12 protein-coding genes, 1 tRNA gene and 1 pseudogene are annotated in these 18,390 nt (G+C 47.3%); 11 read left to right on the top strand and 3 right to left on the bottom strand.

Translation table 11 applies throughout. From position 1 onward, the window contains the following. Positions 1 to 108 precede the first annotated feature (108 nt). Positions 109 to 2,169, top strand: coding sequence for a prolyl oligopeptidase family serine peptidase (locus IE163_RS06140; protein WP_189431291.1), 2,061 nt, complete (start codon positions 109 to 111; stop codon positions 2,167 to 2,169). A 75-nt stretch (positions 2,170 to 2,244) separates the two neighbouring features. On the opposite strand, the gene IE163_RS06135 is transcribed toward IE163_RS06140, so the two are convergent. From IE163_RS06135 to mutS, 3 genes are all read right to left on the bottom strand, one after another. Further along, on the bottom strand, positions 2,245 to 3,462 hold the full coding sequence (locus tag IE163_RS06135; RefSeq protein ID WP_189431289.1) for a dipeptidase: 1,218 nt from the start codon (positions 3,460 to 3,462) through the stop codon (positions 2,245 to 2,247). An 80-nt stretch (positions 3,463 to 3,542) separates the two neighbouring features. Then, the gene (locus tag IE163_RS06130; protein ID WP_189431288.1) at positions 3,543 to 4,715 is read right to left on the bottom strand and encodes a benzoate/H(+) symporter BenE family transporter; all 1,173 of its coding nucleotides are present in this window, start codon (positions 4,713 to 4,715) and stop codon (positions 3,543 to 3,545) included. Positions 4,716 to 4,763: 48 nt separating this feature from the next. After that, positions 4,764 to 7,346, bottom strand: a complete 2,583-nt coding sequence (gene mutS / locus IE163_RS06125) for a DNA mismatch repair protein MutS (RefSeq protein ID WP_189431287.1) — start codon at positions 7,344 to 7,346, stop codon at positions 4,764 to 4,766. 31 nt (positions 7,347 to 7,377) lie between these two features. Between mutS and IE163_RS06120 the strand changes: the two genes are divergently transcribed. From IE163_RS06120 to IE163_RS06075, 10 genes and pseudogenes are all read left to right on the top strand, one after another. Further along, positions 7,378 to 7,872, top strand: a complete 495-nt coding sequence (locus tag IE163_RS06120; protein ID WP_189431285.1) for a CinA family protein — start codon at positions 7,378 to 7,380, stop codon at positions 7,870 to 7,872. 72 nt (positions 7,873 to 7,944) lie between these two features. Then, a pseudogene (gene recA, locus IE163_RS06115) lies at positions 7,945 to 8,932 on the top strand (recombinase RecA). 266 nt (positions 8,933 to 9,198) lie between these two features. Then, positions 9,199 to 10,122, top strand: coding sequence for a homoserine O-acetyltransferase MetA (gene metA / locus IE163_RS06110; RefSeq protein WP_189431283.1), 924 nt, complete (start codon positions 9,199 to 9,201; stop codon positions 10,120 to 10,122). A 3-nt stretch (positions 10,123 to 10,125) separates the two neighbouring features. Beyond that, positions 10,126 to 11,193 (top strand): homocysteine S-methyltransferase family protein, encoded by a 1,068-nt coding sequence (locus IE163_RS06105; RefSeq protein ID WP_189431280.1) that lies wholly within the window; start codon positions 10,126 to 10,128, stop codon positions 11,191 to 11,193. Then, the gene (gene metH, locus IE163_RS06100; RefSeq protein WP_189431279.1) at positions 11,193 to 13,814 is read left to right on the top strand and encodes a methionine synthase; all 2,622 of its coding nucleotides are present in this window, start codon (positions 11,193 to 11,195) and stop codon (positions 13,812 to 13,814) included. Before IE163_RS06105 ends, metH begins: the two co-directional genes overlap by 1 nt. 154 nt (positions 13,815 to 13,968) lie before the next feature. Next, positions 13,969 to 14,712, top strand: coding sequence for a hypothetical protein (locus IE163_RS06095; protein ID WP_189431276.1), 744 nt, complete (start codon positions 13,969 to 13,971; stop codon positions 14,710 to 14,712). Beyond that, positions 14,712 to 15,158 (top strand): regulatory protein RecX, encoded by a 447-nt coding sequence (locus IE163_RS06090; protein ID WP_189431274.1) that lies wholly within the window; start codon positions 14,712 to 14,714, stop codon positions 15,156 to 15,158. The genes IE163_RS06095 and IE163_RS06090 overlap by 1 nt, the downstream gene beginning before the upstream one ends. A gap of 23 nt (positions 15,159 to 15,181) precedes the next feature. Next, positions 15,182 to 17,803, top strand: a complete 2,622-nt coding sequence (alaS, locus tag IE163_RS06085) for an alanine--tRNA ligase (protein WP_189431272.1) — start codon at positions 15,182 to 15,184, stop codon at positions 17,801 to 17,803. A gap of 123 nt (positions 17,804 to 17,926) precedes the next feature. Further along, the gene (csrA, locus tag IE163_RS06080) at positions 17,927 to 18,127 is read left to right on the top strand and encodes a carbon storage regulator CsrA (protein ID WP_189431270.1); all 201 of its coding nucleotides are present in this window, start codon (positions 17,927 to 17,929) and stop codon (positions 18,125 to 18,127) included. 163 nt (positions 18,128 to 18,290) lie between these two features. After that, positions 18,291 to 18,380, top strand: a tRNA-Ser gene (locus IE163_RS06075). The last annotated feature ends 10 nt before the right edge of the window (positions 18,381 to 18,390 follow it).

Raw genomic sequence — 18,390 nt, 5'->3', positions numbered from 1 at the left:
ATTTTAGCTTACCCTCTGATTCTACTTTGCATCACTTTTTTCCTATTGTTTACAAAATGCTGAATTATCAGTTATGGTACAAAAACGTAAACACTATAAGGAAAAAAAATGCGTACTTTGTTCACCGCTGCATTATTGCTCAGTGCTGGCGCCTATGCTGCAACTGATGATCCCTATCTTTGGTTGGAGGAGGTTTCTTCTGACAAAGCCATGGCATGGGTAACCGAGCAAAACAACCAAGCAGAAAAAAACCTGGGCACTCACCCTAAATACCAACAGTTCTATGACGCTACGTTGGAGGTTATGGACTCGAGCGACAAGATTGATTACCCCAGCCGGGTTGGAAATTATTTATATAATTTTTGGCGTGATGCAAACCACACTAAAGGCCTTTATCGGCGCACTACCGCAAAGAGTTATGCCAGCGGTAAACCCGAGTGGCAAACCGTACTGGATATTGATGCGTTAGCAGAGGCAGAGGGAGAGAACTGGGTATTTAAAGGCATGTCTTGTTTGTACCCGGCGTATCAGCAGTGCCTGGTTTACCTGTCACGCGGCGGTGCGGATGCCACTGTGGTGCGAGAGTTTAGTAAAACCACGATGAGCTTTGTTGAAAATGGTTTCGTTTTGCCAGAAGCGAAGAGCCAGGTGACCTGGCGAGATGAAAACAGTTTATTTGTAGCGACAGATTTTGGTGAGGGCTCTTTAACTGACTCAGGTTATCCGCGAATCACCAAGATCTGGCAGCGTGGCGCAAATTTAGCGGAAGCGGCAACAGTATACGCGGGAAGTAAAACTTCTGTGGCAGCGAGTACTTTTCGGATGTTTACCGCCGCCAAACATTACGATCTGGTGTATGAATCTCTTACCTTCTACAGCAATCAAGCCTGGTTATTAGTCGATGATAAGAAGATTGCCATTCCCAAGCCTGACAGCGCCACTTTGAGTGGTGTGTTTGCCGACGCGCTGCTAATCAATTTGCGGCAGGATTGGCCAGAGCACGGTTTTAAACAGGGCTCAGTAGTGGCTATGCCTATTGCTTCTATCAAAGCAGGTAAACCTGAGGTATCGCTGGTTATGGCACCAACCGCTAACTTAAGCATCGAGCGGATAGCCAGGACTAAAGACTATTTATTAATCAGCGTGCTGGAAGATGTGAAAACTAAGGTGTTACGGTTGGAGCAGCGCGAAGGTAAATGGCATAGCACTGAGATCCCGCTGGCAGAGAATGCCAGTATTGGTATCTTTAATACTGACGAGGTGGACAATACTTTTCACTATACGGTTACTGGCTTTTTAACGCCGGCCAGTTTATATACCGCAGACAGTAAAACCTTAGAAAAACAATTGCTGCGCCAAGCCCCCAGTTGGTTTGATGAGAGCAAGTTTAAGGTGGAGCAACATAAAGCCAAGTCTAAAGATGGCACCCTGGTGCCGTACTTTGTGGTGATGCCTAAAGCAATCACCTATAACGGTAAAAACCCGACCTTACTTTATGGTTATGGCGGTTTTGAAGTGTCTTTAACACCTGCGTATTCAGCAGCGGTTGGCCGGAATTGGTTAGCTGAGGGTGGCGTTTATGTGCTGGCGAATATTCGTGGTGGTGGAGAGTATGGCCCGGCTTGGCATCAGGCCGCATTGCAAAAAAATCGCATGAAAGCCTATGAAGACTTTTTTGCCATTGCTGAGGATTTAATAGCGCGCAAGATCACCTCGCCACAGCATTTAGGTATTAAAGGTGGCTCTAATGGTGGTTTGCTTACCGGTGCCGCCATGGTGTTACGCCCCGAGTTATTTGGCGCAGTAATTAGTCAGGTGCCATTATTAGATATGCGACGCTATCATCAATTGTTAGCGGGTGCTTCCTGGATGGCAGAGTATGGCGATCCAGATCAAGATGAATTCTGGCAGGTGATTAAAACCTATTCGCCGTACCATAATGTGCACAAGGATAAAAAGTACCCCAAGGCGTTTTTTTACACTTCAACCCGCGATGATAGGGTGCATCCGGCGCATGCCAGAAAAATGGTCGCTCGCATGCTAGAGCAAGGGCATCCGGTGTATTACTATGAAAATATTGAAGGTGGTCATGCCGGTGCCAGCGATAATCGCCAATCCGCCAGAATGGCGGCCTTGGAATACAGCTATTTATGGCAGCAGTTGAAGTAGTCGGCGGTAGTTGAGAGAGCCATTAAGATAATCGTTAAGAGAGAAGCCCGTACTGAAACGGGCTTTTTTATCGGTTTAGTTTTTGGCAGCTTGCTCTGCCTGACGTAAAATTCGTAACACATTGCCGCCCCACAGCGCCTGGATCTGTGCTTTGGTGTAACCACGGCGCATTAGCTCCCAGGTGACGTTGAGTGTTTCACTGGCATCATTCCAGCCTTCAACACCGCCACCGCCATCAAAATCAGACGCAATGCCGACATGTTCGATACCAATACGTTTGACAGCGTAATCAATATGATCGACAAATTGCGCCAGGGTCACGTCCGGATGTTCACGACGTAACTGTGTTAGCTTCGCATCATAGCTGGTACGTTGCTCTTCGTTAGCATTGGCCCAGCCATTTGGCAGGTATTGCTGGCGTAGCTCATTAATGGCGGCAGCTAACGCCGGGTCCAGCTCGGCAACATAGCTACGAAAGGCCACCATTTGTGCCACGCCACCATTGGCTTTTATCGCTGCTAATTGCTCATCGTCTAAATTACGTAAGTTCGCATGTACACTCATCGCGCTGGAATGTGAGGCAATCACAGGCGCTGTTGAGAGTTTTATAGCTTCTAGCATCGACTTTTTACCCACATGCGACACATCAATTAAAATGCCATGTTGATTAAGTGCCTTAACCAGCTGGCGGCCCAGTGCGGATAAGCCCGGATCGTTCTCGCTGTCGTTTAAGTCTGCTCTGGGGTTAGAGCTACCCGAAAATTGATTATGGCCAATATGGGTTAAACCCACATAACGAATACCGCGCTCGGCCCATTTCGGCACATCTTTAATGCTGTCACCCAATGGATAAGCATTTTCCATACCCAGTAGCACAATGCGTTTACCTGCTTTATGCAAGGCTTCTACGTCATCTGCGGTGCGGGCTAAACCGACTTGCTCAGGATAAGCTCGAATCATCCGCATAATGGCCTGATAACTGTGCTCGGCTGCATTGGCGGCCTGTTGATAGGCTTCGGCAGTCAGCGCACCTTGGGCGGCATAGACAATCAGGAATACGGCATCCAGGCCGCCAGCACGCATCTTGGGTAAATCGACTTGAGCTTTGGTAAAGCCGCCTGGATCTAATAAATGAGTAGCATAACCACGACCGATATCCACATGGGTATCAATGGTTAAAATCTGCTGGTGTAAAGCACGAGCCTCTGCCTCTGTGATATTTTTGCTGGTTGCCATAGCTTGGCTAGAGAGCAGTAAGCCCGCGGTTAATAAAGCAATTTTTGAGAAGCGCATTATGTTTCCTTGTTATAGTTATGGTTGGGCAGAGCTTAGCCTGCAATTACAACTTTGCGCAACCTGCTTATGGCCAAAGTTTAGCGCGAGGCTTTGTTTGGTAGCTGTTGAATTAGCACTGTCGCAATGCCGGCTATTAAGCCCCAAAACGCCGAGGCAATGCCGAAAAAGCTAACGCCAGACGCGGTAACTAATAAGGTGATCACTGCTGCCTCCCGGTAACCTGGATCCTGAGTGCAGCTATGTATATTGGCAGCGATGGTGCTAATTAATGCCAGCCCCGCTAGTGCGGCCACCATTGCCATTGGAAAGGCTGCAAATAACGCAACTACGGTAGCACCGGCTAACCCAAAGAATAAATAAAATACCCCTGCCGCTATACCCGCGATATAGCGCTTTTCAGCTGCGGGATGAGCTTCAGCACCACTACAAATAGCTGCAGTAATGGCGGCCAGATTGATAGAAAAAGCCCCAAAAGGCGCCAACAGCAGCGTACTTAATGAGGTGCTAGTGATTAAAGGGGAGACGGGCGTGCTATAGCCGCTGGCACGCAGCACGGCAACACCGGGAATATTTTGCGAAGCCATCGTTACAATTAGCAGCGGTAAGCCAACGCCCAACATGGCAGCCATTGAAAACTCGGGTGTTACCCAAACGGGGCTGGCTAGTGTCAGGGTGATATGCGATAAATCGAGCGTACCGGAGAACATGACGGTAATAACCCCACTTAACAGTACCAATAAAATGGCATAGCGCGGACTTACGGCTTTAGCCAGTAAATAGCTTAAGCACATGATGCCGACTAGCAGCAGTTCGCTTTGCATTGCGCTAAAAATCGCAAAGCCAAATTGCAGCAAAATGCCTGCCAGCATGGCGCTGGCTAAAGGCAATGGGATCAATCTGGTTAGGCGTTCAAACATGCCGGTAAGACCGATAATCAGCCCCAGTGCTGCGGTAAAAATAAACACGCCGGTGGCTTCGGCCAGACTGAGCCCTTGTAAGCTACCGGCCAGCAGCGCTGCGCCAGGGGTGGACCAGGCAGTAATGACCGGCGCTTTATAATACCAGGACAGGCCAATACAGGTAACTGCCATACCAATCCCCAGTGCCAGCAGCCACGAAGCCATAATATCGCTGCCGGCACCCGTTGCTGCTGCCGCCTGAAAGACGATGGCAACCGAGCTGGCAAAACCGACCAGTACCGCCACAAAACCCGCGACAATAGCAGATAAACTTACGTCCTTCAGTAGCATGTTTTTTCCTTATGCTGTTGCTGCCAGCCACATCGCCTGAGTCTGGATTTAAGTATTAAGTTGTTGTTTTAGTTGGTACAGTAAATCCAGTGCTTGTCTGGCACTAAGCTCATCCGGCTGTAATTGCCGTAGTTGCCCTAGTACCGGATGCTCGGGTGCCAGTAAATCTAATTGCTGCTGCGGCAATGGCTGCTGTACCGTTGGCAGTTTAGTTGAGTCTGGCGTTTGTTGTTCTAACTGTCGCAGTTTTTGCTTAGCTTGCGCAATCACATTTTTTGGTACCCCCGCCAATTGTGCGACTTGTAAGCCAAAACTTTTACTGGCCGCACCCTCTTGTACATGGTGCATAAAAACAATGTTATCGCCGTGTTCAATCGCATCCAGATGCACATTAACTACTCCGGCTAGTAAGTCTGGTAATTGAGTAAGCTCAAAATAGTGGGTAGCGAATAAAGTCAAGGCTTTAATGCGACTGGCCAGATAGTCCGCACAAGCCCAGGCCAGACTTAAACCGTCGTAGGTACTGGTGCCTCGGCCAATTTCGTCCATCAAGACTAAACTTTGCGCAGTAGCATGGTGCAAAATAGTGGCGGTTTCGGTCATTTCGACCATAAAGGTAGAGCGACCCGAAGCCAGATCATCTGAGGCACCAATCCGGGTAAAGATCCGATCTATAGGCCCTATAATGGCTTGCTCTGCTGGTACAAAACTGCCTATTGCTGCCATTAAGGTGATCAATGCCGTCTGGCGCATATAGGTTGATTTACCGCCCATATTGGGGCCGGTAATGATGAGCATGCGTCTATCGCTATTTAGTTGAAGCGGGTTGGCAATAAAAGGACCTTTTAATACCTGTTCAACGACCGGATGGCGGCCTTGCTCAATACGAATACCGGTTTCGCTACTTAGCTGCGGGCGACAATAATGATGTAATACCGCACATTCAGCGAAGCTGGCCAGCACATCCAGTTCAGCTAAGGCCGCCGCCAGCTGCTGCAACTGGGCTAAATAGGGGCTAACCAGCTCAAACAGCTGCTCGTAAAGTTGCTTTTCTAAGGCCAATGCTTTGCTTTGACTGCCTAGTACTTTATCTTCGTACTCTTTCAGCTCAGGGATAATATAGCGTTCGTTATTTTTTAGCGTTTGTCGGCGTACATAGTCGGTAGGTACTTTGTTGTCTGCACTGCGGCCGGTTTCAATATAAAAACCATGAATTTTATTATAACCGACTTTAAGTGAGCTAATACCAGTACGCTCGCGCTCGCGTAGTTCCAAGGTTTGCAAATAATCTGTTGCGCCACTGGCTAGGCTGCGCCACTCGTCTAACTCGCTATGATAACCATTAGCGATAACCCCGCCGTCACGGATCAGTGCAGGTGGCGCTTCAACGATGGCTGCTGTTAACAGTGCCAGCAATTCCGGGAGTGGCTCACTGTGCGCCGCATGCTGCAACAGTAAGCTGCTCCTCGCTAATGTGAGATGTTGCTGCAGCTCCGGCAAAGCTGTTAAGGCATGGCGTAAGCGGGAAAAATCACGCGGGCGGGCACTTTTTAACGCTAAACGAGCAATAACCCGCTCGATATCCCCAATATGTTTTAGTTGCGGTTGCAGCGCTTCGTAGTCATCGGTTAATTCATTTACTGCCTCATAGCGCTGGTTGAGCAAAGATTGAGCACGCAGTGGTGCATGGATCCAACGTTTTAACAAGCGCGAGCCCATAGCAGTTTGGCAACGATCCAGCACCGAGGCTAACGTATTATCCGTTTGCCCAGAGAGGGTACTGGTGAGCTCCAGATTACGCCTGGTAGCGGCATCCAGCACGATATAATCTTCAGGTCTTTCTAAAGCAATACTACGAATATGCGGTAATTGCGCCCGCTGGGTATCATTGACATACTGCATCAGACAACCTGCAGCCATCAAAGCGACAGGTGCTTCTTTTACACCAAAACTTTGCAAATCACGGGTACCAAATTGTTGACACAGTACGCGTTCAGCACTGGCTAAATCAAACTCCCAGATAGGACGACGGCGAGCACCTTTGCGTTCGATTAAGGCTGTTTGGTTAAAGTCTTCCGGGTAGAGCAATTCTGCCGGATTTAAGCGCTGTAACAACGCGGCTAAATCATCAACATTTTGCACTTGATTCAACAGAAAACGGCCGCTACTCAAATCCAGCTGTGCTAAGCCAAATTGCTGCCGGCTTTGGCTAATGGCACATAACAGATTGTCTTGCCGTTCATTTAACAAGGCTTCGTCAGTAACTGTGCCTGGTGTGACGATGCGCACCACTTTGCGCTCAACCGGCCCTTTACTGGTCGCCGGATCGCCGACTTGCTCGCAAATTGCCACCGATTCACCCAACAGTACCAAGCGCGCTAAATATCCCTCTACGGCATGATAGGGCACGCCAGCCATGGGGATAGGCTCACCCGCGCTTTGCCCCCGCTTGGTTAAAGAGATATCGAGCAAACTGGCGGCTTTTTTCGCATCGTCAAAGAACAATTCGTAAAAATCACCCATCCGATAAAACAGTAAGATATGTGGATGTTGGCTTTTTAAGCCAAGATATTGCTGCATCATAGGGGTATGAGCGCTTAACACTTGCTCCGGTTTCTGGTCTGACGGCATAATGTGATTATCAATTCCCGTTGGATTAACGATGACGATGGCTAAAACAAGTTTTGAGCTTGCCAGCGAGTTAGGTCAGCTATTATTACGGAAAAAATGCAGTATCACCACTGCTGAATCCTGTACAGGTGGTGGCTTGGCTTATTGGCTAACGGCCGTTGCTGGCAGCTCTGCTTATGTTGACCGTGGTTTTATTACGTATAGCAATAAGGCAAAACAGCAGTTATTGAGTGTGCGCAGTGCCACCTTATTACAATTTGGTGCGGTAAGCGAAGAGACGGTAAGTGAAATGGCCGAGGGAGCCGCCAAGGCGGCGCTAGCAGAGGTTGCTGTCGCTATTTCTGGTGTAGCGGGGCCAGGCGGCGGCTCTGCAGCCAAGCCGGTTGGAACCGTGTGTTTTGGTTTTGCGATACGAGGTAAAGTCAGCACTCAGCGTCTGTTTTTTTCAGGGGATCGTCAACAGATTCGACAGCAAGCAATAGATCATGCGCTTGAGCAATGCATCTTGCTGTTGACAGAGGTTTAAAACTCGACTACTGTATGCTCATACAGTGCCAAATCGGTGTCAGCTATCTGACCGACTTTTCCGGAGCAAAAAATGGACGACAACAAACAAAAAGCCCTAAGTGCAGCATTAAGCCAGATCGAACGTCAATTTGGTAAAGGCTCTATTATGCGGTTAGGCGACAGTACCGCTTTGGATATCGATGCGGTATCAACAGGCTCTTTAGGGCTGGATATTGCGCTGGGCATTGGCGGCTTACCTTATGGCCGTATTGTTGAAATTTATGGTCCTGAATCTTCAGGTAAAACTACGCTTACTTTGCAAGTTATTGCCGAGGCTCAAAAAGCAGGTAAAACTTGTGCCTTTATCGATGCCGAGCATGCGTTAGACCCGATTTATGCTAAAAAATTAGGTGTAGATGTCGATAAATTATTGGTTTCACAACCAGACACTGGCGAGCAAGCATTAGAGATTTGCGATATGTTGGTGCGTTCTGCTGCGGTAGATGTGGTTGTAGTAGACTCGGTGGCGGCCTTAACGCCTAAAGCTGAAATTGAAGGTGACATGGGCGACAGTCATATGGGTTTACAAGCCCGCTTAATGTCGCAAGCCTTGCGTAAATTAACGGGTAATATCAAACGCTCAAACACGCTGTGTATTTTTTGCCCTAAAATTTTATGCGTCGGTACGTTTAGATATCCGTCGTATCGGTTCGGTGAAAGACGGTGACGAAATCACCGGTAATGAAACCCGGGTTAAAGTGGTCAAGAACAAAGTGGCACCACCCTTTAAGCAAGCCGAATTTATTATCCAGTATGGCGCAGGCATTAATAAGTTAGGTGAGCTGATCGATTTAGGTGTGCAGCAGAACTTAGTGGATAAAGCCGGCGCCTGGTATGCCTATCAAGGCAATAAAATTGGTCAGGGTAAAGCGAATGCCATGAAATATCTGGCAGAAAATCAGGCTGTAGCCGATGAGATTGAAAAAATACTGCGTGAGCGTTTATTGCTGAAGCCGGGTGAATCTATGGTCGATAACCCAGCTGAATTAGCGGATATTGCTGAACCTGAAGCAGAGTAAGTGTTACCACCTAGCCTGGCTTAGCATTTCACGACAGTATGGTGACTAGCGAGATGGCGTAATGCTTACATGGCAATCATCTAGCGACAAAGTATAGAGAATCCCCACCTTGACTAGGTTGTAGTTTGGTGGGGATTTTTTTATTGCTTTTTTTTAGCTGCACCCGATAATAGCGCACCTTTATTTTTAGACGTCTAAACGTATAGAAGTTGACATCTAGTGGTTTATTGCGCAAAGTAGCATATCGGTGGCGCCTGGAGTGAGTTATGCCTGTAAAAGTAATTGATCAGTTACCTGCGGTAGAGGCCTTATCTGCTGAGAACGTGTTTGTGATGACCGAAAGCCGCGCTGCGGCTCAGGATATCCGGCCATTAAGAGTCGCCATTTTAAATTTAATGCCGAACAAAATTGCGACTGAAATACAGTTATTGCGCTTATTGGCCAACAGCCCGTTGCAATTAGATATCGAATTGCTGCGTATTGATGATCATGTCAGTAAGCACACACCGGAGAGTCACCTGAATTGCTTTTATCGGTATTTTTCTGATGTGCAGCACCAGAAATACGATGGTTTAATTATTACGGGTGCCCCCTTGGGATTGGTCGACTACGAAGATGTAACCTATTGGCAGCAATTTGGTGAGATCCTACGCTGGGCCGATACGCATGTTACCTCGACGTTGTTTTTATGCTGGGCAGCCCATGCCGCCCTCTATCATTATTATGGCTTACAACGTGAGATCCGTGGTGAAAAGCTATCCGGCGTTTACTGGCAGCAAGTTTTGCAGCCGCTAAGCCCTTTGGTGCGCGGCTTTGACGATCAATTTTTAGTGCCGCACTCGCGCTATGCGCAGGTACCGAAACAACGTTACCAGCAGCATGACGATTTACATATCCTGGCCGAAGCCGACGTTACCGGTGCTTATTTACTACAAAATAGTAGTGGTAGCCGTATTTTTGTTACCGGCCATCCGGAATATGATGTCACTACTTTAGATGACGAATACAAACGGGATGTCGCCGCAAGTATTGCTGCCCGAGTACCGGAGAACTACTATCGTAATAATGACCCATTACAAGGGCCGCAAAAGTTATGGCAATCACATGCCTTTTTATTATTCAGTAATTGGTTAAACTACTATGTTTACCAAGCTACGCCTTTTGATATTAACCAAATTGGCCGGAAATAAAACATGAGTACAGCACGACTAAGCCCGGCAGCGTTTCGCGCGCAGCTGCAGCACCGCATTTTTATTTTAGATGGGGCTATGGGTACTATGATCCAGCAGCAGCAGCTGGATGAAGCCGGTTACCGCGGCCAGGAATTTGCCGACTGGCCGACAGATTTAAAAGGTAATAATGATTTACTGGTGTTAAGCCAACCTGAGCTAATTGCTGACATTCACCGGCAATATTTACTGGCTGGCGCTGATATTATCGAAACCAACACTTTTAATGCCACTACCATTGCCATGGCAGATTATCAGATGGAACACCTTTCAGCGCGGATCAATCAGCAAGCGGCAGTGCTGGCCAGGCAGGTATGTGATGAAGTGACAGCGCTTAATCCGGCAAAACCTCGTTATGTGGCAGGAGTGCTTGGACCCACTAACCGTACAGCCTCTATTTCTCCAGATGTGAACGATCCCGGTTTTCGGAATGTCAGCTTCGACGAGCTAGTGGCTGCTTACACTGAATCGACGCATGCCCTGATTGCTGGAGGGGCCGATATAATTATGTTGGAAACCATCTTTGATACCTTAAATGCCAAAGCGGCAGCTTTTGCCGTGCTGCAGGTATTTGAAGAATTGGGTTTTGCGTTACCAGTGATGATCTCTGGTACTATTACTGATGCATCTGGCAGAACCTTATCAGGCCAAACGACAGAAGCTTTTTATCATTCATTAGCCCATGTTGAGCCGGTGAGCTTTGGCCTTAACTGTGCGCTGGGCCCAGACTTACTGCGGCCCTATGTTGAAACCTTATCGGGTATCTCAGAGGCTTATGTTTCGGTACATCCTAATGCCGGTTTACCAAATGAATTTGGAGAATATGACCTGGGAGCAGAGGAGATGGCTGCCGAGATAGCTGATTGGGCCAGGCAAGGTTTTTTAAACATTGTTGGTGGTTGCTGCGGTACCACACCAGAGCATATCAAGGCTATGAGTGAGGCGGTAAAAGATGCGCTCCCCCGGCAGCCCAGAGCCGCTGATCACAGTTTTCATTTAGCAGGCTTAGAAGCTTTTTCGGTGGAGTGGTAATGCGACAGCAAGCACGATTTATCAATATTGGCGAGCGGACCAATGTGACTGGCTCAGCCCGTTTTAAAAAACTGATTTTAAAAGGGGATTACGAAACAGCGTTAGATGTGGCACGACAGCAGGTTGAAAACGGCGCCCAGATTATTGATATCAATATGGATGAGGCCATGCTAGACAGCAAAGCTGCCATGGTGCGTTATCTCAGTTTGCTGGCTTCAGAACCCGACATTTCAAGAGTGCCGATTATGGTCGACTCCTCGAAATGGGAAGTGATAGAGGCGGCGTTAAAGTGCATCCAAGGCAAGGCCGTCGTGAATTCAATTTCATTGAAAGAGGGCGAGGTGCCATTTTTACAGCAGGCCCGCCTATTAAGGCGCTATGGTGCTGCGGTAGTCGTGATGGCCTTTGATGAAAAGGGACAGGCTGATACGCGTGCGCGTAAAGTTGAAATATGCCAACGTGCCTACACTATTCTAACTGAGCAAGTCGGTTTTCCGCCGCAAGATATTATTTTTGATCCTAATATCTTTGCGGTAGCGACGGGTATTGAAGAGCATAATAACTATGCTGTCGACTTTATAGAGGCCACCCGTGATATTAAACGACTGTGTCCCTATGCCAAAATTTCAGGTGGCGTGTCGAATGTGTCCTTCTCGTTTCGTGGTAATGATGCGGTACGCGAGGCAATCCACTCGGTATTTTTATACCATGCCATTGCTGCTGGTATGGATATGGGGATTGTCAATGCCGGGCAATTAACGGTTTATGATGATATTCCTGAACTGCTGCGGGAGCGGGTAGAAGACGTCATTTTAAACCGGCGCTCTGATGCTACCGAGCGTTTACTTGATATCGCTGCGCAGTTTAAAGGCGATGGTAGCGTCGCTGAAAAAGTCGATGATGCCTGGCGCAGCTTACCAGTGGGCAAAAGGCTGGAGCATGCCTTGGTTAAAGGCATCACCGATTTTATTGATATTGATACTGAAGAAGCTCGCCAACAAGCGGAAAAGCCGCTGCATGTGATTGAAGGGCCGTTAATGGACGGTATGAACGTGGTCGGCGATTTGTTTGGTGAAGGTAAAATGTTCTTACCCCAGGTAGTTAAATCGGCCCGGGTGATGAAGAAAGCTGTTGCCTATTTGCAGCCTTTTATTGAGCAGGAGAAAGAGGGCGGGCAAGCACAAGGTAAGGTGCTACTGGCCACCGTAAAAGGCGATGTGCATGATATCGGCAAAAATATTGTCGGTGTGGTGTTACAGTGTAATAATTTTGAGGTGATTGATCTTGGGGTGATGGTGTCTTGTGCCGAAATTCTTCGTGTAGCGAAGGAGCGTAATGTAGATGTTATCGGCCTATCAGGCCTAATTACACCTTCGCTGGATGAAATGGTGCATGTGGCGAAAGAAATGACCCGCTTAGGTTTTACCGTGCCGTTATTAATCGGCGGTGCCACCACCTCTAAAGCCCACACTGCGGTAAAAATAGCACCACATTACCAACATGGTGTGGTTTACGTGCCAAATGCCTCGCGTAGTGTGTCAGTGGTGCAATCACTAATTAGTGCCGATAATAAACCCGATTATCTGGCGCGGATCAGCGAAGAGTACCGTATAGCTGTTGAGCAACATCATCGTAGTCGCCCTGGTGAAAAAATGTTAAGTTTGGCTGAAGCGCGGGCGAACCGCTTTCCGTTAGACTTAGGTAGGGTGGCGACAGCACCAAAACATCCAGGTGTGCACTATTGGCAAGATGTTGATTTACAAGTACTACGCGATTATATCGACTGGACGCCGTTCTTTTTAACCTGGCAGCTATCAGGCAAATACCCGTCGATATTAAACCACCCGGAAGTTGGTATAGAAGCGCGTAAAGTCTTCAAGGATGCCAATGATTTATTGGATCTAATGATCAGCCAACAGCAGATCGCAGGCAAAGCGGCTTTTGGTTTCTTTCCGGCGAATAGTGATGGTGATGATATTATCGTTTATACCGATGACAGCCGACAGACTGAGCGTTGCCGTTTGTATGGTCTGCGTCAACAATTGGCGCTGCGAAATAACGCGCCAAATTGCTGCTTAAGTGATTTTATTGCGCCTGTTGGTTCAGGTGTTGCTGACTATGTTGGGGCCTTTGCGGTAAGCACCGGTTTTGGTGCCGATGAGTTTGCCGCAGAGTTTGCTAAAGCCCATGATGATTACAACAGTATAATGGTAAAAGCCCTGGCCGACCGGTTAGCGGAAGCCCTGGCTGAATATCTGCATATGAAAGTACGCCGCGAATATTGGGGTTATGCAGCAACTGAGCAATTGGATAATGAGCAGTTAATTCGGGAACTTTATCAAGGAATTAGACCTGCACCTGGATATCCGGCTTGCCCAGAACATACTGAAAAAGGTACTTTATTTCAGCTCTTGGATGTCGAGGCCAAGATCGGCATGCAACTTACTGAAAGCTATGCCATGTGGCCAGGTGCTGCGGTAAGTGGTTGGTATTTTGCCCATCCTGATAGCAAGTACTTCGCAGTAAGTAAAATTGATCCTGCACAAGTAGCCGACTATGCAGCTCGCAAAGGTTGGGATTTAGCCACTGCAGAGAGCTGGTTGGCTCCAAATATTCGTTAATTAGTAAAGTATCCCAGCCGCAGGCCGCCTTAACGGCGGCTTTTGCTGACAACTTGTGCTTTTTTCGCTGCCTGACCCTCTTAATTACCGGCCTTTTACAGTATGATAAGAACCAATTTGCTGGTGCTAACCAGCCTGTGGTAGTGGAGTGAGTGTGGAAAAGCCGTTTCAGATAAAACTGATCATTCGTCGTGTTAAGGCGACAACCGCTATTGAATGGCTAAAACAAGCCTGGGATATTTTTAAACAGTATCCTTTTGTGTTTATTCAAATGATTTTACTGACGTTAGTGCTAACTTTTTTGGCAACTTTAAACGCGATTACACTTATTTTAGGCGTATTAGCCAGCCCTTTTTTAACTGCTGGCTTTTATAAGGCCGTGGTAGGCGTGCAGCAACAACAAACAATAGGTATCGATTGGCTGTTTAAACCCTTTACCGAAGCGGCTAGTCGCCGCATCTTAATCTTAATCGCTACCTTAAACTTTCTGGTATCGGTACCCTTGGTACAATTTCGGGAGCAAATTTTTGTCGCTATGAAATTGGCTCAAGAGACAGGTGTACAAGATCCCGCCATTACCTGGCAATTATTACTACTAATAATTGGCTTGCTGTTAAGTACCATGTTGTTCGCTTATGCCGTGGCTATTGCTTACTTTTTAAAAGAACAACGGGTGACGCTGATTTTGCAAGCCAGTTTTATTGCCTGTTGGCGTAATATGGCCGCATTAGCTTTATTTAGTCTGTTGAGTCTGGGGCTTATCGTCCTTACTATACCTACTATGCTGCTCGGTTTAGTTGTAGTGGTGCCGATATTACATATCGCCTTCTTCTTATCGTTCAACGAGTTGTTTGCGTTACAAGTTAAAGCACAACAAGATGGTGTATTAGAAGTTTGATGCTAGATCAGCAAGCCTTACGCAAGGCCGCACTAAACTATTTAAGCCGCCGCGATTACAGCCGGGCCGCGCTGGCGGTAAAATTACAGCGCAAAGGGGCTTCTGCTGCACAGGTAGCCGCGGTACTCGACTGGTGTCTTGCTCAGAATTATCTGAATGAAGAGCGCTTTTTGCTGATGATAGTGCGTAACCGCTGTAACCAGGGCTATGGTTACCGCTATATTTTGCAGGAGTGTCGGCAGCATCAGTTAACAGAACAGCAATTAAATGCCGTTATCGCAGCTGAAAATATTGATTGGTGGCAAGTAGCGAAACACACTTATCAGAAAAAGTTTGCTGATAAAGCGATAGCGGATTATCAAGATAAAGTAAAACGCATGGCTTATTTGCAACGCCGCGGTTTTAGCAGTGAGCAGATCCGCGCGGTGTTCGACCAGAATGATTAACCGATAAATAAACAGGATTTTTCATGAGCATGACATCTGCCGCTATCCGGCAAGCCTTTTTAGATTTTTTTGCCAGTAAAGACCATAGCATAGTACCTAGCAGTTCACTGATCCCTGGTAACGATGCCACTTTGTTGTTTACTAACGCCGGAATGGTGCAATTTAAAGATGTTTTTTTAGGACAAGATCAACGCAGCTACAGCCGTGCCGTATCGGCACAGCGCTGTGTGCGAGCCGGTGGAAAACATAACGACCTGGAGAATGTGGGGTATACCGCACGCCACCATACTTTTTTTGAAATGCTGGGCAATTTCAGCTTTGGTGATTATTTTAAACAAGATGCCATTCGCTATGCCTGGGAATTTTTGACCGAAGTCGTTAAATTACCTAAAGAAAAATTGTTGGTCACGGTCTATGCTACTGATGATGAAGCGTATAATCTTTGGTTAAATGATATCGGCGTGCCAGCAGAGCGCATTATCCGCATTGGTGATAATAAAGGTGCCCCTTATGCCTCTGATAACTTTTGGGCAATGGGTGACACCGGGCCATGTGGTCCCTGTACTGAAATATTTTATGATCATGGCGAGCATATCTGGGGCGGCCCGCCAGGGTCAGCCGAAGAAGACGGCGATCGCTTTATCGAGATCTGGAATATCGTCTTTATGCAGTTTAACCGCTTAGCCAGCGGCGAGATGCTATCACTACCAAAACCCAGTGTTGATACCGGTATGGGCTTGGAGAGGATTGCCGCCATACTGCAGCATGTACATAGCAACTACGAAACAGACACCTTTGTGGCGCTAATTAAAGCCGCGGCAGAGGCCACTGGCGCCAGTGATCTTAATGATAAATCGCTGCGAGTTGTGGCCGACCATATTCGTAGCTGTGCTTTCTTAATTGTTGATGGGGTGATGCCATCCAATGAAGGTCGCGGCTATGTACTACGGCGAATTATTCGTCGGGCCGTGCGTCATGGCAACAAGTTGGGAGCGAATGGAGCCTTTTTCTACAAGTTAGTAAGTGCGCTAGTTGCTCAGATGGGCGAAGCCTATCCAGAGCTTGCTGCTAAGCAAGCTATTATTGAAAAAGCGCTTAAGCTGGAAGAAGAGCAATTTGGTAAAACGCTAGAGCGAGGTTTGCAAATTCTGGATGAGGAGCTAGCAGCATTAACGGGTTCTGAAATTCCTGGTGAGTTAGTTTTTAAGCTATACGACACTTACGGTTTCCCTGTTGATTTAACCAACGATGTTGCCCGCGAGCGCAACCTGACCATTGATCAGGCCGGGTTTGACGAGGCCATGGCACAGCAGCGTAAAAGGGCGCAGCAAGCCAGTAATTTCGGTATGGATTACAACCAACAATTAACCTCAACGCAACAAACGAAATTTATCGGCTATACTGAACATTATGGTAACGCTGAGGTTGTTGAGATCCTAAAACAGGGCCAAAGCGTACAAGAAATTGCCGCAGGTGAAACGGCGCTGCTGATTTTAGATAACAGCCCTTTTTATGCTGAATCTGGCGGTCAGGTTGGTGATACTGGTACCTTAACACTGGCTGATGGCACTGTTTTTAATGTCCATGATACCTTGAAAGTCGCCAAAGCTTTTGCGCATCAGGGACAGGCTAACGGTGCGATAAAAGTCGGTAGCAAAGTGCAGGCAGAAATAGATGTAAAGCGGCGTGATGCGATTCGTAAGAATCACTCTGCTACACATTTATTGCACGCGGCGCTGCGTCAGGTACTAGGTGAGCATGTTACACAAAAAGGTTCTTTAGTAGGACCAGAGCGTTTACGGTTTGATTTCTCACATTTTGAAGCAGTAAAACATAACGAATTGCAGCTTATTGAGCAGTTAGTGAATGAACAGATCCAACTAAACTCGCCGCTGCAAACCCGTTTAATGCAAATTGAGGCTGCAAAAGCGGCAGGAGCTATGGCGTTATTCGGCGAGAAATACGACGATGAAGTCCGGGTGCTGAGTATGGGCGAGTTTTCAATTGAACTCTGTGGTGGAACCCATGTCGATCGTACAGGTGACATTGGTTTGTTTAAAATTGTGTCTGAAGGCGGTATTGCCTCAGGTGTGCGTCGGATAGAAGCGGTTAGTGCTACAGGTGCTGTTTCTTATGTACAACAACTGGAAAATCAAGCTGCGCAAGCAGCCAGTTTGTTAAAAGGCGATATGTTTAGTTTAACCGAGCGCGTGCAGCAAACGTTAGATCGCAGCAAATCGCTGGAAAAAGAAATCGAGCAGCTAAAAGCAAAACTAGCCAGCTTCGCCGGAGCCTCTTTAACCGACAATGCACTGCAACTCGGTGAGGTGAAGGTGTTGGTACAGCAACTTGAGCAAGCTGATGCTAAAGCGTTGCGTTCGGTATTGGATGAGCTTAAAAATAAATTGGGTAGTGCTGTAATATTGTTGGCAACGATAAATGACGGCAAAGTGAGTTTAATCGCTGGGGTAAGTGCCGATTTAACTGCTAAAGTTCATGCAGGTCAGCTAGTTGCCTGGGCGGCAAATCAACTTGGCGGTAAAGGTGGTGGGCGGCCAGATATGGCGCAAGCCGGCGGAACTGACGCCGCGGCGTTACCTGCCGTGTTAACTGCGGCAGTTGACTATATTAAAGAGCGAATGTAGAAGCGCTCAGTTATAATCTGCGCAGTTGTAAGCTTTCCAATTAAACGAGCGCTGTGTATTATACAGCGCTAATGAATAGTGCAGTGACAGACCACTGCTAATGACAGGCAAAGGAGCAAACGAATGCTAATTCTTACGCGTCGAGTAGGTGAAACCCTAATGATTGGTGACGAAGTTACCGTAACTGTATTGGGTGTAAAAGGTAATCAGGTTCGCATTGGGGTTAATGCACCTAAAGATATTTCTGTGCATCGTGAAGAAATTTATATGCGCATTCAAGCTGAGAAAGATACCAACGGTGGTAACTTTAACGAAGGTGAATAAGCTGCATGTTAGCTTTACACCGCCTTGGTTATTTAGCTGTTTTATCGCATTTCAGCTAAATAACCAACAAACTGCTTAAAAGGTCGGCAAACAGGCTTTTCAATTCTAAAAATTGTTTGACTTATTTTCCCAAGACATTAATATACACGCCGCAACACAGTGCGGAGAAATGGCCGAGTGGCTGAAGGCGCACCCCTGCTAAGGGTGTATAGGGGAAACTCTATCGAGGGTTCGAATCCCTCTTTCTCCGCCATTTTTCAGAT

The organism is Alishewanella longhuensis (genome assembly GCF_014653435.1).
GTDB classification, from domain to species: Bacteria; Pseudomonadota; Gammaproteobacteria; order Enterobacterales; family Alteromonadaceae; genus Alishewanella; species Alishewanella longhuensis.
The sequence above is the reverse complement of the archived record's forward strand: the minus strand, read 5'-3'. Positions and strand labels throughout refer to the sequence as shown.

What these genes read in the sequence shown, in the direction of transcription:
- IE163_RS06140 (WP_189431291.1), top strand. Translation starts at nt 109, where the DNA reads ATGCGTACTTTGTTCACCGCTGCATTATTGCTCAGTGCTGGCGCCTAT.
- IE163_RS06135 (WP_189431289.1), bottom strand. Translation starts at nt 3,462, where the DNA reads ATGCGCTTCTCAAAAATTGCTTTATTAACCGCGGGCTTACTGCTCTCT.
- IE163_RS06130 (WP_189431288.1), bottom strand. Translation starts at nt 4,715, where the DNA reads ATGCTACTGAAGGACGTAAGTTTATCTGCTATTGTCGCGGGTTTTGTG.
- mutS (WP_189431287.1), bottom strand. Translation starts at nt 7,346, where the DNA reads ATGCCGTCAGACCAGAAACCGGAGCAAGTGTTAAGCGCTCATACCCCT.
- IE163_RS06120 (WP_189431285.1), top strand. Translation starts at nt 7,378, where the DNA reads ATGACGATGGCTAAAACAAGTTTTGAGCTTGCCAGCGAGTTAGGTCAG.
- metA (WP_189431283.1), top strand. Translation starts at nt 9,199, where the DNA reads ATGCCTGTAAAAGTAATTGATCAGTTACCTGCGGTAGAGGCCTTATCT.
- IE163_RS06105 (WP_189431280.1), top strand. Translation starts at nt 10,126, where the DNA reads ATGAGTACAGCACGACTAAGCCCGGCAGCGTTTCGCGCGCAGCTGCAG.
- metH (WP_189431279.1), top strand. Translation starts at nt 11,193, where the DNA reads ATGCGACAGCAAGCACGATTTATCAATATTGGCGAGCGGACCAATGTG.
- IE163_RS06090 (WP_189431274.1), top strand. Translation starts at nt 14,712, where the DNA reads ATGCTAGATCAGCAAGCCTTACGCAAGGCCGCACTAAACTATTTAAGC.
- alaS (WP_189431272.1), top strand. Translation starts at nt 15,182, where the DNA reads ATGAGCATGACATCTGCCGCTATCCGGCAAGCCTTTTTAGATTTTTTT.
- csrA (WP_189431270.1), top strand. Translation starts at nt 17,927, where the DNA reads ATGCTAATTCTTACGCGTCGAGTAGGTGAAACCCTAATGATTGGTGAC.